The following is an 18,770-nucleotide window of genomic DNA, read 5'->3' as shown; positions in this document are numbered from 1 at the left end:
GGCTTCCTGCTGACTTCACCCCTGTCGAGGGCTTCCGCGAGGGGGTGGCGGAAGCCCTCCGCGCTTCAGCGCTTGGCGCTGAGCGAGATGGGCACGCGGAACAGCTCCAGCACCTGCTGTACATCCAGCGGCTTGGCGAGGCACGCGAGCGCGCCGGCCTGCTTCGACTGCTCCACCACATCGGCGGTGTGCACGGACGTCATCGTGATGAGACGCACGCCCTCCATCTGCTTGCGCTGACGAATGCGACGGCACACCTCCAGGCCATCGATGTCCGGCATGTTGAGGTCGATGATCATGCCGTGCGGCTTCTGCTCGGACACCAGCAGCAGCGCCTCCACGCCACTGGTCGTCGTCTGCAACTCCACCTGCGCCGCGAACGGCTTGAACGCGCGCTTGATGGCGTCCAGCACCGCGCGCTCGTCGTCCACCACCAACAGGCGCACCGTGCCGCTGCCCAACTCCTCCGGCACCGGCATCTGGTGGGTGATGAGGAACGTGCGCAGGTCCGCCGACCGCACCCGGCGGTGACCGCCCGGCGTCCTGAAAGCCATCAGGATGCCCCGGTCAATCCACTTGCTCACCGTGGACGGATCCACCTGAAGCAAGCGACTGATGTCGTGCGTCGTGTAGAGCTGGTCCGTCATCGCCGTACTCCCCTCTTGCTGCATCATTCCGCTGCCCATGGAATCAACCACCTACCTTGAATACGGGGTTTCCTTCAACCTCTCTGCGCACTGCGTCCATCAGTCCCCCTCATCAGACCCACGGCGTTCTCCCACCGTCCACTGGCCTTGAGGCACAGCTCGACGAGCTCTCGGGCGGCGCCACGGCCGCCCGGACTCTGGGTGATGAAGTGAACCTCCTGACGCACCTCGGGAACAGCATCCGCGGGACACGCGGACAAGCCCACCCTCGAAAGAGGGGCCAGGTCATTGTGGTCGTCACCCATGTAGGCACACGCCTCCAGGGGAACGGCCAGTTGCTGGAGCAGCTCGTCCAGTGCGGCACCCTTGTCGCGGCGGCCTTGAAACACAGCCGCCAGCCCGAGCTCCCTCCCGCGAGCCTCCACGATTCCTGAGGTGCGGGCGGTGAGGATGGCGGCGGGCAGGCCCGACAACCGGGCCATGACCAGGGCGTGGCCATCCTTCACATCGAAGCGCTTCATCAGCTCCCCGCCGTCGCCGTAATACAGGCCGCCGTCGGTGAGCACCCCGTCCACGTCGAAGACAAGCAGCCGCACGCGTGCCGCGCGAGACGTCAGCTCTTCCTTTCCAGGCTTGGAAGGTGCTTCCGTCGACATGACTCGCTCGGCTCCTCCCCTCGTCGTGTCCATCAACCGGGCTCGTGTCCCAACACCCGGCGGATGTTCAGCACATTTCGTACCACGTCCTCGAACATCTGTGGATTGAGGGAGCACGGACCGTCACACAGGGCACGATCAGGGTCCTCATGGACTTCCGTGAACAATGCATCAATCCCGGCCGCCGCGGCGGCATGGGCGAGCAGTGAGACGAACCTGCGCTCGCCCCCCGTCACTCCGTCGCCGGAGCTGGGCTGCTGCACGGAGTGCGTGGCGTCGAAGCACACGGCCAGGCCCGCTTCGCGCATGTGGGCGAGCCCTCGCATGTCCACCACCAGGTTGTTGTAGCCGAACGTGGACCCCCGCTCCGTGACGAGCACGTTGGGGTTGCCCGACTCGAACGCCTTGCGCGCCGAGTGGACGATGTCCCTGGGGGCTACGAACTGTCCCTTCTTCAAGTTCACGCCCTTCCCCGTGCGAGCCACGGCCTCCACCAGGTCTGTCTGCCGGCACAGGAACGCCGGTATCTGGATGATATCCACAACTTCCGAGGCAGGACCTACGTGGCTGGTTTCATGGACGTCCGTGAGGACCGGGACGCCCACTTCATCCCTGATACGCGCTAGAATACGCAGCCCTTCCCGGAGGCCAGGACCTCGGAAGGACTTCCCGCTTGTCCGGTTGGCCTTGTCGTAGGAGCACTTGAACGCGTAGGGCACGCCCAGTCGGCTGGTGATGCCCTTGAGCAAGTGAGCATGTTTCAGCGCCATCTCCTCGGACTCGATGCTGTCCGGGCCGGCGATGACGAAGAGCTTCTGCCCGGGGCCGACCTTGTAACCACACAGGTTGATGGGGAGGCTGCTGGCGCTCATGCGCGCACCTGACCGGCCGTGGCGTCACGCTGCTCGAGCGCCGCCTTGATGAAGCCGGAGAAAAGGGGGTGAGGAGCAAAGGGCTTGCTCTTGAACTCGGGATGGAACTGGCAGCCGACGAAGTACGGGTGGTCCGACAATTCAATCATCTCCACGAGGTTCAGCTCCGGATTATGCCCGGAGATGACGAGTCCCGCCTCCTGAAGCCGGCCCCGGTAGGCGTTGTTCACCTCGAAGCGGTGGCGATGACGCTCCTGGATGGTGTCCTGGCCATACAGTTGGTGTGCCCGTGAGCCGGGCTTGAGCGCGCAGGCGTAGCTGCCCAGACGCATGGTGCCGCCCTTGTCCTGCACCGTGACCTGGCTCTCCATGAGCGTCACGACGGGGTGCGGGGTGTGCTCGTTGAACTCCAGGCTGTTGGCCGCGGGAAGGCCCAGCACGCTGCGGCTGAACTCCACGACGGCCATCTGCAGGCCCAGGCAGATGCCGAAGAAGGGGATTTTCTTTTCCCGCGCGTAGCGGACCGCCGCGATTTTGCCCTCGGTGCCACGCACGCCGAAGCCGCCGGGCACGAGGATGGCGTCCACGCCCGCCAGGAGCTTCTCCGGGCCTTGCGCCTCCACGTCCTGGCTGTCCACGAAGTGCAGGTTCACCTTCACGTCGTTGGCGATGCCGCCGTGCAGCAGCGCCTCGTTGAGGCTCTTGTAGCTCTCCGTCAGGTTCACGTACTTGCCGACGATGGCGACCTGGACCTGGCCGCGCGCGGGCTCGTACACCTTGCGGATGATGTTCTCCCAGCGCTCCAGGTGCGGCGCGCGGCTCCAGATGTTGAGCACCTCCGCGAGCCGGTCATCCAGACCCTGGCGGTGCAGCTCCAGCGGCAGCTCGTAGATGCTGCGCACGTCCGGCGAGGTGAACACGTTGCCCGTGTCCACGTTGCAGAACATGGCGATCTTGTCCTTGATCTCCCGAGACACCTCGCGGTCCGTGCGACACACGAGGAAGTCGGGCTGGATGCCAATCTCCCGCAGCTTCATCACCGAGTGCTGCGTGGGCTTGGTCTTCACCTCGCCCGCCGCGCCGATGTACGGCAGGAGCGTCAGGTGCACGTAGACGGCGTTCTGGCTGCCCACGTCGTAGCGCATCTGCCGGATGGCCTCGAGGAACGGCAGCGACTCGATGTCGCCCACCGTGCCACCGACCTCCACAATCACCACGTCCGCGTCCTGGGCCGCCTGACGGACGCTCGCCTTGATTTCATCGGTGATGTGCGGAATCACCTGCACCGTCTTGCCCAGGTACTCGCCGCGGCGCTCCTTCATGATGACCGCGTGGTAGATGCGGCCCGACGTGAAGTTGTTGAGCCGGCTCATCCGAGCGTTGGTGAACCGCTCGTAGTGGCCCAGGTCCATGTCCGTCTCGCCACCGTCCTCCGTGACGAAGACCTCGCCGTGCTGGAACGGGCTCATCGTGCCCGGGTCCACGTTGATGTACGGGTCCAGCTTGAGCAGCGTGACGGCGAGCCCACGGTTCTCGAGCAGGGCGCCGATGGATGCCGAAGCGAGGCCCTTGCCGAGGGAGCTGACCACTCCGCCCGTCACGAAAATGAACTTGGTTTTCTTGGAGCGCATATCCCGTTCTGCCAAGTAGGGCAGGGATGCGTCAATTATTCTGAGTAGGACGTGCGGCCGGTCGGCGCCCCGGCTGACACCTTCTCAGTTGCCGTCCCAACCACCCGGGCGAGACACGGCGAACTCCCGGACGTCGGGTTGTCCGACCCGGAAGGCGCGCAGATCGCAATTGCGGCAGCTCCACCCCTCCCAGCCGCGCTTGACGACCATGTGCAGGCAGGCGTCGTAGTTGGGGCAGTAGAGGTTGCGCTGCGTCTCGACGGCCTCTTCGTCGCGCAGGGCGGTGGGCAGAGGGCTGGGGCACGGGGTGATGGACACGGCGAATCTCCCGGATGGGTACGAAAAGGGTCGGCCACTCCCCCCGGCGGGTCGGAACAGGTCGCTTACGACTCCATTCCCGGGAGAAAGTAAAAGACCCGTCCCCGCGCGAACGCGGAAACGGGCCCTTGAAACCTTCAGCGTCTGCCACCGCCGCGGTGACCCTCTTCAGGCCGCCGTGGCGGAGGTGGACGCCTGATTCTTGCTGTCAATCAAGGCATCACCTCCTTTCTTGAGGATGGAAGAGCTAATCACCGGCTTGATTCCGCGCCACTTTCCAGCGCGATAAGCGCGGGCTCGGGTGGTGGCCAGCCGTTCAGGCGGCGACGAACTGGCGCTCCACCAGCCGACGGTAGAGGCCTTCCTGGCTCATGAGGCTCGCGTGGGTGCCGCTCTGGACGATGCGGCCGCCCTCCAGCACGAGCACCCGGTCCACGTTGGCCACGGTGGACAGGCGGTGGGCGATGATGAGCGTGGTGCGGCCCTTCATCAGGCGCTCCAGCGCGTCCTTCACCAGGTGTTCGCTCTCCGCATCCAGGGCGCTCGTCGCCTCGTCGAGGATCAGCAGGCGAGGGTCCTTCAGCACGGCGCGGGCGATGGCCACGCGCTGCTTCTGGCCTCCGGAGAGCTGGACGCCGCGCTCGCCCACCTGGGTGCCGTAGGCTTCCGGGAAGCGCTGGATGAAGTCGTGGGCGTTGGCGGCGCGCGCGGCCTCTTCCACCTGGGCGTCGGTGGCGTCCGGCTTCGCGTAGCGGATGTTGTCCGCGATGGAGCAGGAGAACAGCTGCGGCTCCTGCGCCACCATGCCGATGTTCCGGCGCAGCCACTCCGGCTCCAGCGTGGTGAGCGGGTGCCCGTCCAGGGCGACGGCGCCCCCTTGCGGGTCATAGAAGCGGGACAGCAGTGACGCGAGGGTGGACTTGCCCGCACCGGACGGACCCACCACGGCGACGACCTCGCCGGGCCGCAGCTCCAGGTCCAGGCCCTGGAGCACCGGCACGTCGGGGCGCGTGGGGTAGGAGAAGCGCACGGCGCGGAACTCCACGTGTCCCTTCACCGAGGCCAGCCGCTCGCCTCCGGCGGGAATCGCGGGCTCGCGGTCCACCAGTTCGAAGACGCGCTCGGCGGCGCCGGTGGCGCGCATGACGTCCGCCCACACCTCCGTCACGGCGCTCAGCGAGAGCGCCACCAGCGAGGTGTAGATGAGGAACGACGTGAGCGCGCCGGCGCTGAGCTCGCCGTCCACCACCATCCGGCCGCCGTACCAGAGCATCGCCGCGGTGGAGCCGTACATGGCGATGGAGGCGCTGCCCATGAAGAGCGCACCCTGCCGCGCGCGCTCCTTCGCGAGCTGGAGTGCCCGGTCCACTGCCGCGCCGTAGCGTTCGACTTCATGGCTCTCCGCGGCGAAGGAGCGCACCGTGCGGATGCCGGAGAGGTCCTCCTCGGCCACCTCGCTGGAGGCGGCGAGCGCGTCCTGTGCCGCCTTGGCGAGCACGCGCACGCGACGGCCATACACCACCGCGCCAATGGCCACCGCGGGGATGAGGGCGAGCATCACCATCGTCAGGCGCGGGGACGTCAAGAAGAGCAGCACCACGCCGCCGAGCCCCTGGCAGGCGTAGCGCAGCATCATGGAGACATTGGTGGTGACGGTGCTCTGCAGGATGCTCGTGTCCGAGGCGAGCCGGCTGGTGAGCTCACCGGTGCGGCGCTCGTCGAAGAAGGCCACCTCCTGGGAGAGCAGGCTCTGGAACAGGCGCTTGCGCAGCCGCGTCACCACGCGCTCGCCCGCGTTGCTGAAGAGGTAGACGCGCAGCGCCATGGCCACCGACTGCACGACGAAGACGCCGAACATCACCAGGGCGATGGTGTCGAGCCGCGAGCGATTGCGGGCGCCGAGCGCCTCGTCCACCAGGTCTCCGATGGCGCGCGGAAACACCAGCGTGGCCGCGCTGCTGACGAGCAGGAAGAACGTGCCCACGACGAGCGTGGGGACCTCCGGCTTCGCGAGGGTGAGCAGGCGGCCCAGCGTCAACCGCGAGGGGAGATGGGGCTTGGAGGCGGTCGAGGTGGGGGACACGCGCGGAGACTAGCGCGGAGCCCCTCGCTTCGCACGGTCGCGGGCTGTCGGAGCGGGTGGGAGGTGCTAATCCTTCGGGGCACGGAGGTAGGCCATGGAGCAGCGTGTTTTCGGTGGCACCGGGAAGCAGGTCCCCGTCCTCGGTCAGGGCACGTGGCAGATGGAGGAGGATGACCGCGAAGAGGCCATCCGCTCCCTGCGCGCGGGGTTGGACCTGGGGCTCACCCACGTCGACACCGCCGAGTTGTACGGCCACGGCCGCGTCGAGGAGTCCATCGTCTCCGAGGCCATCGCCGGACGACGCGAGGAGGTCTTCCTCGTGTCGAAGGTCATGCCCTCCAATGCCACCTACGCGGGCACGCTGACCGCGTGCGAGCGGAGCCTGAAGCGACTGCGCACCGACTGGCTCGACTGCTACCTGCTGCACTGGCCCGGCTCGCACCCGCTGGCGGAGACGGTGCGCGCCTTCGAGAAGCTGGTCGCGGACGGGAAGATTCGCTCCTGGGGCGTGAGCAACTTCGCGGTGTCGGATTTGGACGAGCTGCTGACGCTCACGAAGCCCGAGCGCATCGCCTGCAACCAGGTCCTCTACCACCTGGAGGAGCGGGCCATCGAACACGCCGTCCTCCCGTGGTGCGAGGAGCAGGGTGTGGCGGTGGTGGGCTACAGCCCCTTCGGCAACGGCCGCTTCCCCAAGCCCCAGAGTCCGGGAGGGCGGGTGCTGGAGGCCATCGCCCGGGCGCATGACGCCACGGCCCGACAGGTGGCGCTCCAGTTCCTCGTGAGGCGGCCCTCGCTGTTCGCCATTCCCAAGGCGAGCCGCGTGGCCCACCTGCGCGACAACGCGGCCGCCGTGTCGCTGAAGCTCTCCTCGGACGAGCTGGCGCGCATCGACGCCGCGTTCCCCAAGGGCGCCTACAGCGACGAGCTGCCCGTCATTTGAGGCCGGAGGCGAAGGCCTTGCGGAAGGCGGACACGGTGGGCTCTCCCTCGCCCACCGTCACCGTGCCCGTCTCGCCCTCCAACGCGGCTCGCATGCCCTTGCCCCGGACGAAGCGCACCGTGGCGATGCGGCGCATCACCTCGCGCCCCTGCTCCTGCGCGAGCGCGCGCAACGCGTGGCCCGTGACATTCACCGCGGCCTCCAGCGCGCGACGTCCGGGCTCGTCATCCAACCCCACCCAGTCCACCTCGAAGCGCAGCGGCCTGCCACCCAGCGCCTTCTCGCCCGGCCAGAACTGCTCGGTGAGGGCGTGCGGCAGCTTCTCCACCAACGTCACCACGTCCTGACGCGTGGGCGTGGGGCGCACCAGTTGCGTCAGCTCGAGCAGCTTGCTGGCCTGGCCCACCGTCACCGCGACCACCGTCGCCAGGTCCACGTACGTCACCGACTCCGAGCCGAGCAGGCCCTCCTTGCCGAGCGCCAGCAGCACCGAGTCTCGTGGCGCGTAGTCCACCACCGTGCCCGTCACGGTGTGACCATGTGCTAGGTGCAGCGTGACGGCGACGGTGGGGACCTCCTCGCCCGTGCGGGCTCGTATCGCGAGCGTCCCGAGCTGCTCCAGCACCCGCTCCACCTTGCGCGACACCAGTCGCTGCACGCCCTCCATCTGGTGCTCCTCGTCGTCCGCCCACTTGCGTCGGCGCGGGTCGTTCTTCGGCGTCGGTGCGGGCGCGGGCGGCGGCGCGGGCGTCGGTGCCGCCGCCGCGACGTGGGGATTCGCGGGGACTTCCTTCGCGGGCTCCGGGGGCGTGGCCGCGGGGGCCTCCGGCGTCTCGTCCTTCGCCTTGGTGTCGTTTCCGCCGAACAGGTCCTGGAAGATGCCCATGGCTACAGTCCTTTCTCGCGCATGACGGCTTCAACCTTCGCGACGTCTCCGGGGACATCCACCGCGACCGTGCGCCAGGAGACTCGGGCGCAGCGGATGGAGATGCCGTGCTCCAGCGCGCGGAGCTGCTCCAGCTTCTCCGTCTCCTCGAGCGGCGTGGGCGCCAGCTCCGCGAGCCGCAACAAGACGTCCCGCCGGTAACCATACAGGCCGATGTGGCCCCAGCGGGGGACGGGAGTCCCGGTCTCCCGCGCGTGGGGGACGAGGCTGCGGCTGAAGTAGAGCGCGTCGCCGTTGAGCGCGAGCACCGCCTTCACCACGTGCGGGCTGTCCGCTTCGTCCGCCTCCAGGGGCCTGACGAGTGTGCCCATGCGCACGGTGGTGTCCGTGAAGAGTCCGGCGAGCGACTTGAGCGCCTCCGGGTCCACCAGGGGCTCGTCACCCTGGACGTTCACCCACACGTCCACGTCGGGCCGCTCGCGCGCCACCTCCGCCACCCGGTCCGTCCCCGTGGCGCAGGCGGGGCTGGTCATCACCGCGCGGCCTCCGAAGCCCTCCACGGTGGCGCGGATGCGCTCGTCGTCCGTGGCCACCCAGACCTCGTCGAAGACGCCCGCCTCCTGACATCGGAGCCACACGTGCTCCACCATGGGCTTGCCGGCGATGAGGACGAGCGGCTTGCCGGGGAAGCGGGTGCTGGCATGACGGGCGGGGATGACGGCGATGGTGCGTGAGGAGGGCATGGCACACTCGGTCTATCAGATTCAGGACGGACGCTGGCTCCGCGGAGGCGAGTCGCCCCGCAGCCACTAGGCATCCGACTCGCCGTGCCTAGCTTGGCTGGCGACATGAAGAAGGTCATCCATATCGTCGGTGCGCGGCCCAATTTCATGAAGGTCGCGCCCATCCACCGGGCCATCGCCGCGCGCACCCCGCTCCAGCAGATCCTCATCCACACGGGGCAGCACTACGACGTCAAGATGAGCGACGTCTTCTTCTCCGACCTGGGCCTGCCCGCGCCGGACGTGCACCTGGGCATCGGCTCCGGCAGCCACGCACAGCAGACGGCCCGGACGATGGTGGAGCTGGAGAAGGTCTTCCTGGAGCACAAGCCGGACCTCGTCTCCGTCGTGGGTGACGTGAACAGCACTGTCGCCGCCGCGCTCGTGTCGTCGAAGCTGGCGATTCCCCTGGCCCACGTCGAGGCCGGCCTGCGCAGCTACTCCCGGCACCAGCCGGAGGAAATCAACCGCGTCGTCACCGACCGGCTGGCCGACCTGCTCCTCACGCCCTCGCGCGACGCGGATGCCAACCTGCTCAAGGAAGGGCTGGAGCCGGACCGCATCCACTTCGTGGGCAACGTGATGATTGACTCACTGCTCGCCTCGAAGGAGCGGGCGGAGCAGTTGCCCGTACTGAAGAGCCTGGGCCTTGCGCCTCATGGCTACGCGGTGTGCACGCTCCACCGGCCGTCCAACGTGGATGACCCTCGCGTGCTCGGCGGGCTGCTGTCCGCGATTGCTCACGTGGCGTCCCGAATCCCGGTCGTCTTCCCGGTGCACCCGCGCACGCGGAAGATGATCTCCGAGCAGGGCCTGGGCTCCGCGTTCGAGCGCAATCCGAACCTGCGCCCCGTGGACCCCATGGGCTACCTGGAGTTTCTCGCGCTGACGTCGCAGGCCCGGCTCATCCTCACCGACTCGGGCGGACTCCAGGAGGAGACCACGGCGCTGGGCGTGCCGTGCCTCACCCTGCGCGAGCAGACCGAGCGCCCCATCACCGTCGAGGAGGGGACCAACGAGGTGGTGGGCACCGACCCGGACCGCATCCGCGAGGCCGCCGACCGCGCGCTCAACGGGCAGGGCAAGAAGGGCCGCGTGCCGGAGTACTGGGATGGTCGCTCGGGTGAGCGCATCGCGGACCTGTTCTCGCGCTTCCTCTCCGTCGAGCAGGGCTCGCTTCGCGCTGTCTCCGCTTGAGGGAGGTGACGAGGGGCCGCGACACCTGTGTGACGGTGCCTCGTGGCAGTGCTCGTTCCGACTGTGTGTGCTTCCGCTCCATGTTAGAGCTGGGAGTTCATGCGCGGCGATGAGGACGCATCGGCGGAGGTCTCCGCCTCCGAGAAGGACCCGGCCCCCGAGGGCTTCGTCGACATCCCCTTTGTCGTCGAGCCCAACTATGCGGGCTGGCGCCTGGAGGACTACCTGGGCCAGAAGCTGCGCCGCATGCCTCGGGAGCGCCTGGCCGGAATCATCCTGCGCGGTGTTCGCTGCGACGAGCAGCGGCTGAAGCCCTCCACGCCCGTGTATCCCGGCATGGCCTTCCGACTGCGCCGCCCCGGTACCGAAGAACCCGAGACGCCCACGGAGCTCCCTGTCGTCTTCCAGGATGATTGGCTGCTCGTGCTCGACAAGCCCGCGGGACTGCCCATCCATCCCACCGCGCGCTACCACAAGGGCACCCTCGTCTCCATCCTGCGCGAGCGCTTCGGTGAGCGCTTCGCCGAGCCCGCGCACCGATTGGACCGGGAGACCAGCGGGCTCGTCGTCTGCGGACGCACCACCGAGTCCTGCCGGGTGCTGGGACGACTCTTCGTTTCGCGCGACGTGCACAAGGAGTACCTCGCCGTCTGCGAGGGCCATCCCTCCGAGGACTCCTTCGTTGTCGACGCGCCCATCGCCGAGGGCACCGAACTCATCCGCATCGCCGTGCGCATCGACCCCGTGGAGGGCAAGCCGAGCCGCACCCGCTTCCAGGTGCTCCAGCGCTTCACTCGCGAGGGTGCGCCCTTCGCGCTGCTGCGCTGCTTTCCGGAGACAGGTCGTCAGCATCAGATTCGCATCCACCTGCACGTCGCGGGCTTCCCGCTGGTGGGCGACAAGATGTACGGGCCGGACCCCGGCTACTTTGATCGCTTCAGCAAGCACAGCCTGGAGCCCGAGGCGTGGACCCGGCTGCGGCTGCCACGACATGCGCTGCATGCCGCGCGCATCGTCTTCCCGCATCCTGGCACCGGTGTGGAAGTTGCCTTCGAGGCTCCGCTTCCCTCCGACCTCACGGACTTCATCGCGGGGGCTTCGCTGCCGCCCGCGCCTCCCGTGAAGGGCGGCGGGGAGGTTTAGCCGGGCCCCGCAACTTCCGGGCGGCTCCTGGGTTCCAGAGGGAAACACCCTCCTCGCGTCACTGACGCGTCCACCTCGGGAGTCTTTCATGCGCCGCACCGTCCTCGCCGCCACTGTCGCCTTCTTCCTCGGCGGTTTCGTCAACCAGGCCCAGGCGGAGCGGCAGCCGCGCATGCGTGACGCCCTGGTCCATCTGGAGAAGGCGCTCTCCACCCTGAAGAACGCGTCCTCCGACAAGGGCGGCCACCGCGTGAAGGCCATCGGCCTCACCGAGCAGGCGCTTGGCGAGGTTCGCGAGGGCATCCAGTTCGACAACCGCCACTGACGCGCGAAGTACTCGGCGCCTCGCTGGCGTGGAGTCTCGACTGACGCCCGGAGCGAGCACGGCCCTGGTCCATGGGCGTGGGGCCTCGCTGAAGCGAGGTCTCGACCGCCGCCTGGAACGAGCAAGGCCCCCGACCCAAAGAGAGGGCAGGGGGCCTTGTGCTGGTACGTCCCGTCAACGCCCGGTCAGGCGGTGAGCTTGTTCGCTTCCGGCGCGGAGGGTGACAGCTCTCCGATGAGATACTCGCCCGAGAAACACGCCGTGCAGAAGCTGCCTCGGCTGGGGTCTCCCACCGCCGTGCCCAGCCCCTCCAGCGAGATGTAGCCCAGCGTGTCCGCCGTGACGTACTTCGCGATTTCGTCCGTGCTGTGGGTCGCCGCGATGAGCTCCTGACGGCTCGGCGTGTCGATGCCGTAGAAGCAGGGCCACTTCGTCGGCGGCGAGGAGATGCGCAGATGCACCTCCAGCGCTCCCGCGGCCTTGATCATCTTCACGATTTTGCGGCTCGTGGTGCCCCGGACGATGGAGTCGTCCACCACCACCACGCGCTTGCCCTTGAGCACGTGCCGCACCGCCGACAGCTTCAGCTTCACGCCGAAGTGACGGATGGACTGCTGCGGCTCGATGAACGTGCGGCCCACGTAGTGGCTGCGGATGAGGCCCACGTCATACGGAATCCCGCTCTGCTGCGAGAAGCCGATGGCCGCCGCCACGCCCGAGTCCGGCACCGCGATGACCAGGTCCGCGTCGGGCGCCGGCTGCTCGCGCGCAAGCTGCATGCCCATCTGCTTGCGCACCTCGTACACGCTGTTGCCGAACAACACCGAGTCCGGACGCGCGAAGTACACCTGCTCGAAGATGCAGCGCCCCAGGCGCGGAGGCTCCGCGAAGGGCCTGCTGGTGCGCAGCACGCCGTTCTCGATGACCAGCAGCTCGCCCGGCTCCAGCTCGCGCACCACATCCGCTTCGATGAGGTCCAACGCGGTCGTCTCGCTGGCGACCACGTACGCGCCTTCCTTCATCCGCCCCAACACCAGCGGCCGGATGCCCAGCGGGTCCCTCACCGCGACCAGCTTGTTCTGCGTGAGCACCAGCAGGCTGTAGGCGCCTTCCACCTTGCGCAGCGCCTCCACGAGCTTCTGCTCGAAGCTCACCTGCTTGGAGCGCGCCAGGAGGTGCATGATGACCTCCGTGTCCGCGTCCGACTGGAAGATGGCTCCGTCGGCCTCCAGCTTCTCCTTCAGCGCTCCCGCGTTCACCAGGTTGCCATTGTGCGCGACGGCGACCTGTCCTCCCGCATACGCCACGAAGAGCGGCTGAGCGTTCTTGAGCTGGCTGCCACCGGCCGTCGAGTACCGCACGTGTCCGATGGCCGACTGGCCAGGCAGGCCGGCGAGCACCGGCGCGTCGAAAATATCAGCCACCAACCCCATCTGACGGTGCGCCCGAAGACCGTGGCCGTCGGAGGCGACGATGCCAGCGGACTCCTGACCGCGGTGCTGCAGGGCGTGCAGCCCCAGGTACGTCAGGTTAGAGGCCTCGGCGTGTCCCGTGATTCCGAAGATGCCGCACATGGCGCGGTGCCTTACTCCTTTCGGGCGATGAGCGGAACAGGAACGCACGCCCCTCTGGTGGGTATTCCACCCGCCACCGGAGTCGGCCCATGTGGGCACACGAGCCTCGCGGTACGAGCACCGTCCCGTTAGTCTCGCCACCGCATGGCTTCCCCGCGACGAGCCTCCTGGCGTTCCCTGTTTCCCCTGGTCCTGCTCACCGTGGGTGCCGCTTATTCATTGGGTTCATGGAACTGGTGTGGCACCTGGGCGGAGCGCGCGCCCGTGCTGCTGTCTCAGGTGAAAACAGAAGGTGCGTTGCGCGCGGGCGCGGCGAAGGTGCCGCTCGTGCCGCCGTTTCCGGTGGTGGTCGCGGGGTACTCGCCTCCGCGTCCGGATGCGAGCCAGTCCGACCCGCCGCTCCATGCTCGCGCGGTGGTGCTGGAGTCGGGGAACACGCGGGTGGGGTTGGTGTCGCTCGAGTTGCTGCTCGTCACGGATGCGGTGACCGCCAAGGTGCGCGAGCGAGCGCTCGCCGCCGGACTGCAGGACGTGCTGGTGCTGGCCACGCACACGCACTCCTCGCTGGGAGGTTATGACAGCCGCCTGGTGTCACAGCTCGTCGGGACGGGGCGCTACCGGGAGGACTCGCTGGAGGCCGTCGTCGCCGCCGCGAGCGCCGCGCTGCAACAGGCCGCCGCCGCGCTCACCGACGTGACGCTGGAGCTGGGCGAGGCGAAGGAGCCCTCCTTCGTCTACACGCGCAGCGGTGGCACCGCGCCGGATGGCTCCTTGACTCGCGCGGTGCTGCGCGGCGCCTCGGCCCCGGTGGCGGAGCTGCTCTTCTTCGCCGCGCATCCCGCGATGGTGCCCCGGCAGCGCGCGTACGTGGACCCGGACTACCCGGGGCGACTCAGCTCGCTGCGCGAGTCCGAGGGCAGCGGCGTGACGCTGCTGTTGCAAGGCGCGGTCGGCAACGCCTCGGTGGCCTTCTCCGAAGGGCAGGGGCTGGAGCGTGTGTCCGCCTTTGCTCGGGCCTTGTCCGACCTCGCGGGCAAGGTGCCCATGGCTTCCGTGGGGCCTTCGGTCCGGCTGTCATTGGTGCGCGCGGAGGCGGTGATGCCTCGGCCGGATGCGTCGCGGCTGGTGCCGTCATTCACTCGCGCCGCGGGTGACAACCTGCTGTGCGGTTCCTCCGAGCGCGTGGCGGAAGTGGCGGCGTTGGTGCTGGGGCCGCTGGAACTGGTGACGGTGCCGGGTGAGCCCACCGTCGACGCGGGCGCGGTGCTGGTGGGACGCACCGGGGCCTCGGGGGTGCTGGGGCTCGCGGGTGGATACGTAGGCTATGTGGAGACGCCGGAGTTGGTGCGCGTGAGCGGCGGTGAGTCGCGACGGCAGTACTTCGGTCCCTCGCTGCTGGAGCGACTGGGCGAAGCGGCGGAGCTTGCCGCCAGCACCGCGGGCTTCACGCGCTGACGTTGCCCGCGGTGGCTGGATGCGCGGGCCTCGTCGGCGGCCTGTCGGGACGGTCCTGAACGTCCTTTGCTGGACGGCGGGGCGAGCGTGATGGCGTCGCCAGGGCCGCATGGCGGAAACTGGCGCTCCCTTCTTCACCGTGGAGCGCCCCATGAGCCCATCGGACCCTCGCATCACCCTGGAAGTGCGCGGTCACCTCGCCCTCATCGGCATCCACCGGCCGGAGAAGCGCAATGCGTTCGACGTCGGCATGTTGCGGGGACTGTCGTCCGCGGTGACCGAGGCGGACCGTCATCCGGACGTGCGGTGCATGGTCATCTTCGCGGTGGGCGACCACTTCTCCGCGGGCCTGGACCTGGCGAGCGTCGCGCCCGCCCTCTCCAGTGGCGAGCCGCTCTACGCCGAGGGCGCCATCGACCCGTGGGGCATCCAGGGAGCGCTGAGGACCAAACCGCTCATCGTCGCCGTCCAGGGCCTGTGCCTCACGCTGTCCATCGAACTCATCCTCGCGGCGGACATCGCGGTGGCCTCCGAGGACGCACGCTTCGGACAGATTGAAATCAAGCGCGGCATCTTCCCGTTCGGCGGCGCCACCCTGCGCTTCCCGCAGCGGGCGGGATGGGGCAATGCCATGCGCTGGCTGCTCACGGGCGACGAGTTCGACGCGCGCGAGGCCTACCGGATGGGACTGGTGCAGGAAGTCGTCGAGCGCGGCCGTCACCTGGAGCGCGCGCTGGCCCTGGCGGAGACGGTGTCGAAGCAGGCGCCGCTGGGGGTCCAGGCGACGCTCGCGTCCGCGCGACAGGCGGTGCACGAGGGGCCCGAGGCGGCGGCGCGCGCGCTGCTGCCCCAACTGCTGCGGCTGGCGGGAACGGAGGACGCCGCCGAGGGCGTCCAGTCCTTCCTCGAGCGCCGCGAGGCCCGCTTCACCGGCAAGTGAGGCGGCCCCGGGCGCGGTCCGTCAGAACTTCTCGAACTTGGAGTCCTCTTTGCGCTTCTTGAAGAACAGGGCGGTGCGGCCCAGGAGCTGGGCCTGGTCGGCGCCCGTGCCCTCGGCGATGCGCGCGGAGGCTTCCTGACGCGTCTCCGGACCGTCGTTGATCTTCACCTTGATGAGCTCGTGGTCATGCAGCGCCTGCTCGACGGCGGCGATGACGCCCTCGGTGACGCCGGATTGACCGACGATGACCACCGGCTCCAGGTGGTGTCCGAGCGCGCGCAGATGGCGGCGTTGCTTCCCGGTGAGCGGCACGTTGCTATCTCCTTCGACTCGTCCGGCGGGGCCCCAGGCCCCTCCCGGACGGGGGGCGCACCCTACTTCTTCTGGGCCGCCATGCGAATCTCCCGCTGCGCGTCGATGTGGTCTGGCTGAAGCTCCACTGTCCGCTTGAAGTGCTTGAGCGAGCCCGGAACGTCCCCCGACAGCTTCGCAATCACCCCGAGGAAGTAGTGCGCGGGCGCACAGCGCTCATTGCGCTTGATGGCGTTCTGGATTTCCCGGAACGCCTCCGGCTGCGCCGCCTTCTTGTCCGCCGCCGTGAAGAACCGCGCATAGCCCCGCCACGCGTAGAACTCGGCCTCCTCCGCGTTGAGCTGGATGGCCTCGTTCAACATCTTCACGGCCTCGGGGAACTTGCGCGCCTTCACGAGAATGCACGCCTTCTGGAAGAGCTCTTCGGCCTGGAGGATGGCGTTGATGTCGACTTCCGCTCCCGCGCCGCCGCTCTTGACCTCCTCCAGATAGGACGCACGGCTCTTGTCGTCGGACAGCATCCGGTAGGCATCGCCGATGTAGGCGAACACCTCGGCCTTGAGCTTCTCCAGCTCCGGAGGCGCGCCCTGCGGCAGCGTGTCCGGGTGGTAGAGCTTGGCGAGCCGGAAGTAGGCGACCTTCACGGCACTCGAGTCCGCCTGCTCCGAGAGCCCCAGCCGCTGGAAGTGGTTCTGCTGCTTGAGCGCCATGACGAGCTGGCGCAGCGACGGAATCTCGTCCGAGCCCGGGGCATTGGCGGTGACGGTGGGCGGCGCCGGACGGGCCGTGCCTGGGCCCGCCGTGGGCGCCGCTGAACCGACGACCGGAGGACCCGCGGGACGGGGCGCGGCTCCTGGGGGATTGCCGGGACGCGCGGCCCCAGCGGCGGCGGTGCCCACGCCGGGAGGATTGCCGGGACGGGCGGCTCCGGCCGGGGCTGCTCCAACGCCTGGAGGATTGCCGGGGCGAGCGGCTCCAGCCGGGGCTGCTCCAACGCCTGGAGGATTGCCGGGACGGGCGGCTCCAGCAGGGGCGGTGCCCACGCCGGGAGGATTGCCGGGGCGAGCGGCTCCGGCCGGGGCCGCTCCAACGCCGGGAGGATTGCCAGGAGTCGCCGCTCCCGAAGGGGCGGTGCCGACGCCGGGAGGATTGCCAGGGCGGGCCGCTCCAGCCGGGGCCGCTCCAACACCTGGAGGGTTTCCGGGACGAGGCGCCTGGGCCGTGGGTGCGGGACCGGTCGGGGCGGCCTGTGGACTCGCGGCAGCAGGACCGGGGTGCGCCCCGGCTCCTGGCTGCGGGGCCACGGCGGCGAAGGACACGGCGTCCAGCTCTCGCAGCAGGAACGCGAGGCGCAGCAGGTGGTCGGCGTCCTGCGGGAAGTCGGTGAGGAGCTGGTTCACCGAGCGCACGCCGTCGATGACGGTGAGGGCCCGGACTTCATGCGGGGTGAGGCGCAGCTCGCTCGCGGCGACCATGCCCCCCGACTTCATGATGGGCAGTTGGAGCACCGGCATGAGCCGGCGCTTGAGCTCCGTGGACGGCATGCGGCGCACGGTGTCGCTGAGCACGGCCCACCGGTTGCCGAGCGGCATGGCCTTGTTGCCAGCCAGCTCGCGGACCTCGAAGGTGAACGTGCCCGCCTCGGTGCGCAGGGCCTTGAACAGGATGCTGGCGGCGCGCTGCGCCAGGATGGCGAAGGCGCTGGCGGGTTGCAGCAGTCCCAGACCAAAGAGCGCGGCGAGCAGGTCTCCACCGAAGCGGTCCTTCGCGGACTCGGCCTGCTGGAGCTGCTCGGGCGTGAGCAGTCGCCCACCCATCAGCGACGTGCCCAGCGCATCCTCGGGATGGGTCGAGTCGACGAACTCCGGGTTGCCCTTGCGGAAGTGAATCAGGGCGACGCGGTCCGAGAGCGTCAGCGTGAGCAGGCCCGTCTGCTCCGCCATGGCGACGCGCCCGTAGAGGTTCAGCGGCGAGGTCTGCTCCAGCTGTCCCTGGGCTGGCACCGCGTAGGGTGCGGCCTCCGTTGGGACGGCCGCGACGGGGCGCGCGCCAGCAGCGGGAACTCCCGCCTGAGGAGCGGCTCCCACGGGGGCCTGCTGCGCTCCGGGAGTTGCGGGGGCCTGCTGCGCTGGTGCCACGGGGCGTGCGCCGGTCGCGGGCACACCTGCATGCGGAGCACCGCCGCCGGGCGCTTGCGGTGCACCGGCGGGACGGGCGACAGCAGCGGGAACTCCCGCCTGCGGAGCGACTCCGGGCGCCTGCGGTACTCCAGGCGCAGTGGCCATGGGAGGCCGCCCGGGGGCCGTTGCGACGCCGGGCGGGACTCCTGGAGCAGGACGCGCGGCGACGTTCGGCGCTCCGGGGGCGGCGGCACCCGGAACTCCGGGGCGTGCTCCCTGTGGCGCGCCAACGCCCGGGTTGCCTGGGGCGCGAGGATCTCCAGGCCGCGTCCCGGGCCCTGCCATCGGAGCCGACCCAGGCGTGCTTCTCGCGACCGCACCGGGTCCCGCCATATGCGCGGTGCCCGGACCGGCCATCGGCATTCCGCCAGGATTCGCACCCGGGCCCGCCATCGGCATTCCGCCAGGATTCGCACCAGGGCCCGTCATGTGCGCGGTGCCCGGACCGGCCATCGGCATTCCACCCGGATTCGCACCCGGACCGGCCATGGGCATTCCACCGGGATTCGCACCGGGGCTTGCCATGGGCGCGCTCGGCGCCTGCTGGGGCGCGTCGGGCGCTCCGTCACCCCAGAGCTCCCGGGGGAAGGTGTCGCGGGCCTCGGGGAATCGCCAGGGGAAGGCGAAGTTGCGCCCATCCTCGGAGACCTGGAGCTTCCCCTTGATGGAGCCGCTGTCGATGAGCAGCTCGATGGTCGGCAGGGTGAGGGGCCCCCACAAGGTGCCCCTGTCGTTGCGAACCCAATATTGACGGACGTCACCCTCCGCCATGTGCGGTTCTACTCCGTTCGAGCTGCGAGAAGATGGAACCCTACCGCTCTCCCCG

Annotated in this window: 17 protein-coding genes; 6 read left to right on the top strand and 11 right to left on the bottom strand. The window is 69.1% G+C overall.

Features of this window, described 5'->3' with window-relative positions; translation table 11 throughout:
• Positions 1-65 precede the first annotated feature (65 nt).
• The 6 genes from HUA75_RS30285 to HUA75_RS30260 all read right to left on the bottom strand — a co-directional run bounded on the left by HUA75_RS30285 (position 66) and on the right by HUA75_RS30260 (position 6,207).
• On the bottom strand, positions 66-686 hold the full coding sequence (locus HUA75_RS30285; protein ID WP_015346747.1) for a response regulator: 621 nt from the start codon (positions 684-686) through the stop codon (positions 66-68).
• 35 nt (positions 687-721) lie between these two features.
• Positions 722-1,303, bottom strand: a complete 582-nt coding sequence (locus HUA75_RS30280; protein WP_141643149.1) for an HAD family hydrolase — start codon at positions 1,301-1,303, stop codon at positions 722-724.
• A 32-nt stretch (positions 1,304-1,335) separates the two neighbouring features.
• Positions 1,336-2,175 (bottom strand): 3-deoxy-8-phosphooctulonate synthase, encoded by an 840-nt coding sequence (gene kdsA / locus HUA75_RS30275; protein WP_141643148.1) that lies wholly within the window; start codon positions 2,173-2,175, stop codon positions 1,336-1,338.
• A complete protein-coding gene (locus tag HUA75_RS30270; RefSeq protein WP_141643147.1) occupies positions 2,172-3,806 on the bottom strand; it encodes a CTP synthase in 1,635 nt (544 codons plus the stop codon). The genes kdsA and HUA75_RS30270 overlap by 4 nt, the downstream gene beginning before the upstream one ends.
• An 84-nt stretch (positions 3,807-3,890) precedes the next feature.
• Complete coding sequence (locus HUA75_RS30265; protein ID WP_174488371.1) at positions 3,891-4,124, bottom strand: hypothetical protein; 234 nt, start codon at positions 4,122-4,124, stop codon at positions 3,891-3,893.
• Between the two features lie 316 nt (positions 4,125-4,440).
• Complete coding sequence (locus HUA75_RS30260; protein WP_141643145.1) at positions 4,441-6,207, bottom strand: ABC transporter ATP-binding protein; 1,767 nt, start codon at positions 6,205-6,207, stop codon at positions 4,441-4,443.
• Between the two features lie 94 nt (positions 6,208-6,301).
• On the opposite strand from HUA75_RS30260, the gene HUA75_RS30255 reads away from it, so the two are divergent.
• On the top strand, positions 6,302-7,150 hold the full coding sequence (locus tag HUA75_RS30255) for an aldo/keto reductase (RefSeq protein ID WP_174488370.1): 849 nt from the start codon (positions 6,302-6,304) through the stop codon (positions 7,148-7,150).
• On the opposite strand, the gene HUA75_RS30250 is transcribed toward HUA75_RS30255, so the two are convergent.
• Positions 7,143-8,036 carry a hypothetical protein gene (locus tag HUA75_RS30250; protein ID WP_174488369.1) on the bottom strand — a complete coding sequence of 298 codons (894 nt, stop codon included), beginning with the start codon at positions 8,034-8,036 and terminating at the stop codon, positions 7,143-7,145. The genes HUA75_RS30255 and HUA75_RS30250 overlap by 8 nt on opposite strands.
• A 2-nt stretch (positions 8,037-8,038) precedes the next feature.
• A complete protein-coding gene (gene kdsB / locus HUA75_RS30245) occupies positions 8,039-8,779 on the bottom strand; it encodes a 3-deoxy-manno-octulosonate cytidylyltransferase (RefSeq protein ID WP_174465312.1) in 741 nt (246 codons plus the stop codon).
• 105 nt (positions 8,780-8,884) lie between these two features.
• Between kdsB and wecB the strand changes: the two genes are divergently transcribed.
• The 3 genes from wecB to HUA75_RS30230 all read left to right on the top strand — a co-directional run bounded on the left by wecB (position 8,885) and on the right by HUA75_RS30230 (position 11,483).
• On the top strand, positions 8,885-10,015 hold the full coding sequence (gene wecB / locus HUA75_RS30240; RefSeq protein WP_141643141.1) for a non-hydrolyzing UDP-N-acetylglucosamine 2-epimerase: 1,131 nt from the start codon (positions 8,885-8,887) through the stop codon (positions 10,013-10,015).
• A 99-nt stretch (positions 10,016-10,114) separates the two neighbouring features.
• On the top strand, positions 10,115-11,158 hold the full coding sequence (locus tag HUA75_RS30235; protein WP_174454588.1) for an RluA family pseudouridine synthase: 1,044 nt from the start codon (positions 10,115-10,117) through the stop codon (positions 11,156-11,158).
• An 88-nt stretch (positions 11,159-11,246) separates the two neighbouring features.
• On the top strand, positions 11,247-11,483 hold the full coding sequence (locus tag HUA75_RS30230) for a hypothetical protein (RefSeq protein ID WP_174488368.1): 237 nt from the start codon (positions 11,247-11,249) through the stop codon (positions 11,481-11,483).
• 185 nt (positions 11,484-11,668) lie between these two features.
• On the opposite strand, the gene purF is transcribed toward HUA75_RS30230, so the two are convergent.
• Positions 11,669-13,057: an amidophosphoribosyltransferase gene (purF, locus tag HUA75_RS30225; RefSeq protein ID WP_174454590.1), complete on the bottom strand. Its 1,389-nt coding sequence runs from the start codon at positions 13,055-13,057 to the stop codon at positions 11,669-11,671.
• A 144-nt stretch (positions 13,058-13,201) separates the two neighbouring features.
• On the opposite strand from purF, the gene HUA75_RS30220 reads away from it, so the two are divergent.
• On the top strand, positions 13,202-14,512 hold the full coding sequence (locus HUA75_RS30220; RefSeq protein WP_141643137.1) for a neutral/alkaline non-lysosomal ceramidase N-terminal domain-containing protein: 1,311 nt from the start codon (positions 13,202-13,204) through the stop codon (positions 14,510-14,512).
• 151 nt (positions 14,513-14,663) lie between these two features.
• Positions 14,664-15,452 carry a crotonase/enoyl-CoA hydratase family protein gene (locus tag HUA75_RS30215; protein ID WP_174465310.1) on the top strand — a complete coding sequence of 263 codons (789 nt, stop codon included), beginning with the start codon at positions 14,664-14,666 and terminating at the stop codon, positions 15,450-15,452.
• Positions 15,453-15,473: 21 nt separating this feature from the next.
• On the opposite strand, the gene yhbY is transcribed toward HUA75_RS30215, so the two are convergent.
• Positions 15,474-15,764: a ribosome assembly RNA-binding protein YhbY gene (gene yhbY, locus HUA75_RS30210; RefSeq protein WP_141643135.1), complete on the bottom strand. Its 291-nt coding sequence runs from the start codon at positions 15,762-15,764 to the stop codon at positions 15,474-15,476.
• 62 nt (positions 15,765-15,826) lie between these two features.
• The gene (locus HUA75_RS30205) at positions 15,827-17,851 is read right to left on the bottom strand and encodes a DnaJ domain-containing protein (RefSeq protein ID WP_371746227.1); all 2,025 of its coding nucleotides are present in this window, start codon (positions 17,849-17,851) and stop codon (positions 15,827-15,829) included.
• Between the last annotated feature and the right edge of the window lie 919 nt (positions 17,852-18,770).

Source organism: Myxococcus sp. CA040A (genome assembly GCF_013336725.1).
In the GTDB taxonomy this organism is placed as follows: domain Bacteria; phylum Myxococcota; class Myxococcia; order Myxococcales; family Myxococcaceae; genus Myxococcus; species Myxococcus llanfairpwllgwyngyllgogerychwyrndrobwllllantysiliogogogochensis.
Note: the sequence above shows the minus strand (reverse complement) of the source record. Positions and strands in the feature narration are given on the sequence as shown.

Bases quoted from the DNA above. Each gene is read 5' to 3' on its own strand.
- HUA75_RS30285 (WP_015346747.1), bottom strand. From the start codon at position 686: ATGGGCAGCGGAATGATGCAGCAAGAGGGGAGTACGGCGATGACGGAC.
- HUA75_RS30280 (WP_141643149.1), bottom strand. From the start codon at position 1,303: ATGTCGACGGAAGCACCTTCCAAGCCTGGAAAGGAAGAGCTGACGTCT.
- kdsA (WP_141643148.1), bottom strand. From the start codon at position 2,175: ATGAGCGCCAGCAGCCTCCCCATCAACCTGTGTGGTTACAAGGTCGGC.
- HUA75_RS30270 (WP_141643147.1), bottom strand. From the start codon at position 3,806: ATGCGCTCCAAGAAAACCAAGTTCATTTTCGTGACGGGCGGAGTGGTC.
- HUA75_RS30255 (WP_174488370.1), top strand. From the start codon at position 6,302: ATGGAGCAGCGTGTTTTCGGTGGCACCGGGAAGCAGGTCCCCGTCCTC.
- HUA75_RS30250 (WP_174488369.1), bottom strand. From the start codon at position 8,036: ATGGGCATCTTCCAGGACCTGTTCGGCGGAAACGACACCAAGGCGAAG.
- kdsB (WP_174465312.1), bottom strand. From the start codon at position 8,779: ATGCCCTCCTCACGCACCATCGCCGTCATCCCCGCCCGTCATGCCAGC.
- wecB (WP_141643141.1), top strand. From the start codon at position 8,885: ATGAAGAAGGTCATCCATATCGTCGGTGCGCGGCCCAATTTCATGAAG.
- HUA75_RS30235 (WP_174454588.1), top strand. From the start codon at position 10,115: ATGCGCGGCGATGAGGACGCATCGGCGGAGGTCTCCGCCTCCGAGAAG.
- HUA75_RS30230 (WP_174488368.1), top strand. From the start codon at position 11,247: ATGCGCCGCACCGTCCTCGCCGCCACTGTCGCCTTCTTCCTCGGCGGT.
- purF (WP_174454590.1), bottom strand. From the start codon at position 13,057: ATGTGCGGCATCTTCGGAATCACGGGACACGCCGAGGCCTCTAACCTG.
- HUA75_RS30220 (WP_141643137.1), top strand. From the start codon at position 13,202: ATGGCTTCCCCGCGACGAGCCTCCTGGCGTTCCCTGTTTCCCCTGGTC.
- HUA75_RS30215 (WP_174465310.1), top strand. From the start codon at position 14,664: ATGAGCCCATCGGACCCTCGCATCACCCTGGAAGTGCGCGGTCACCTC.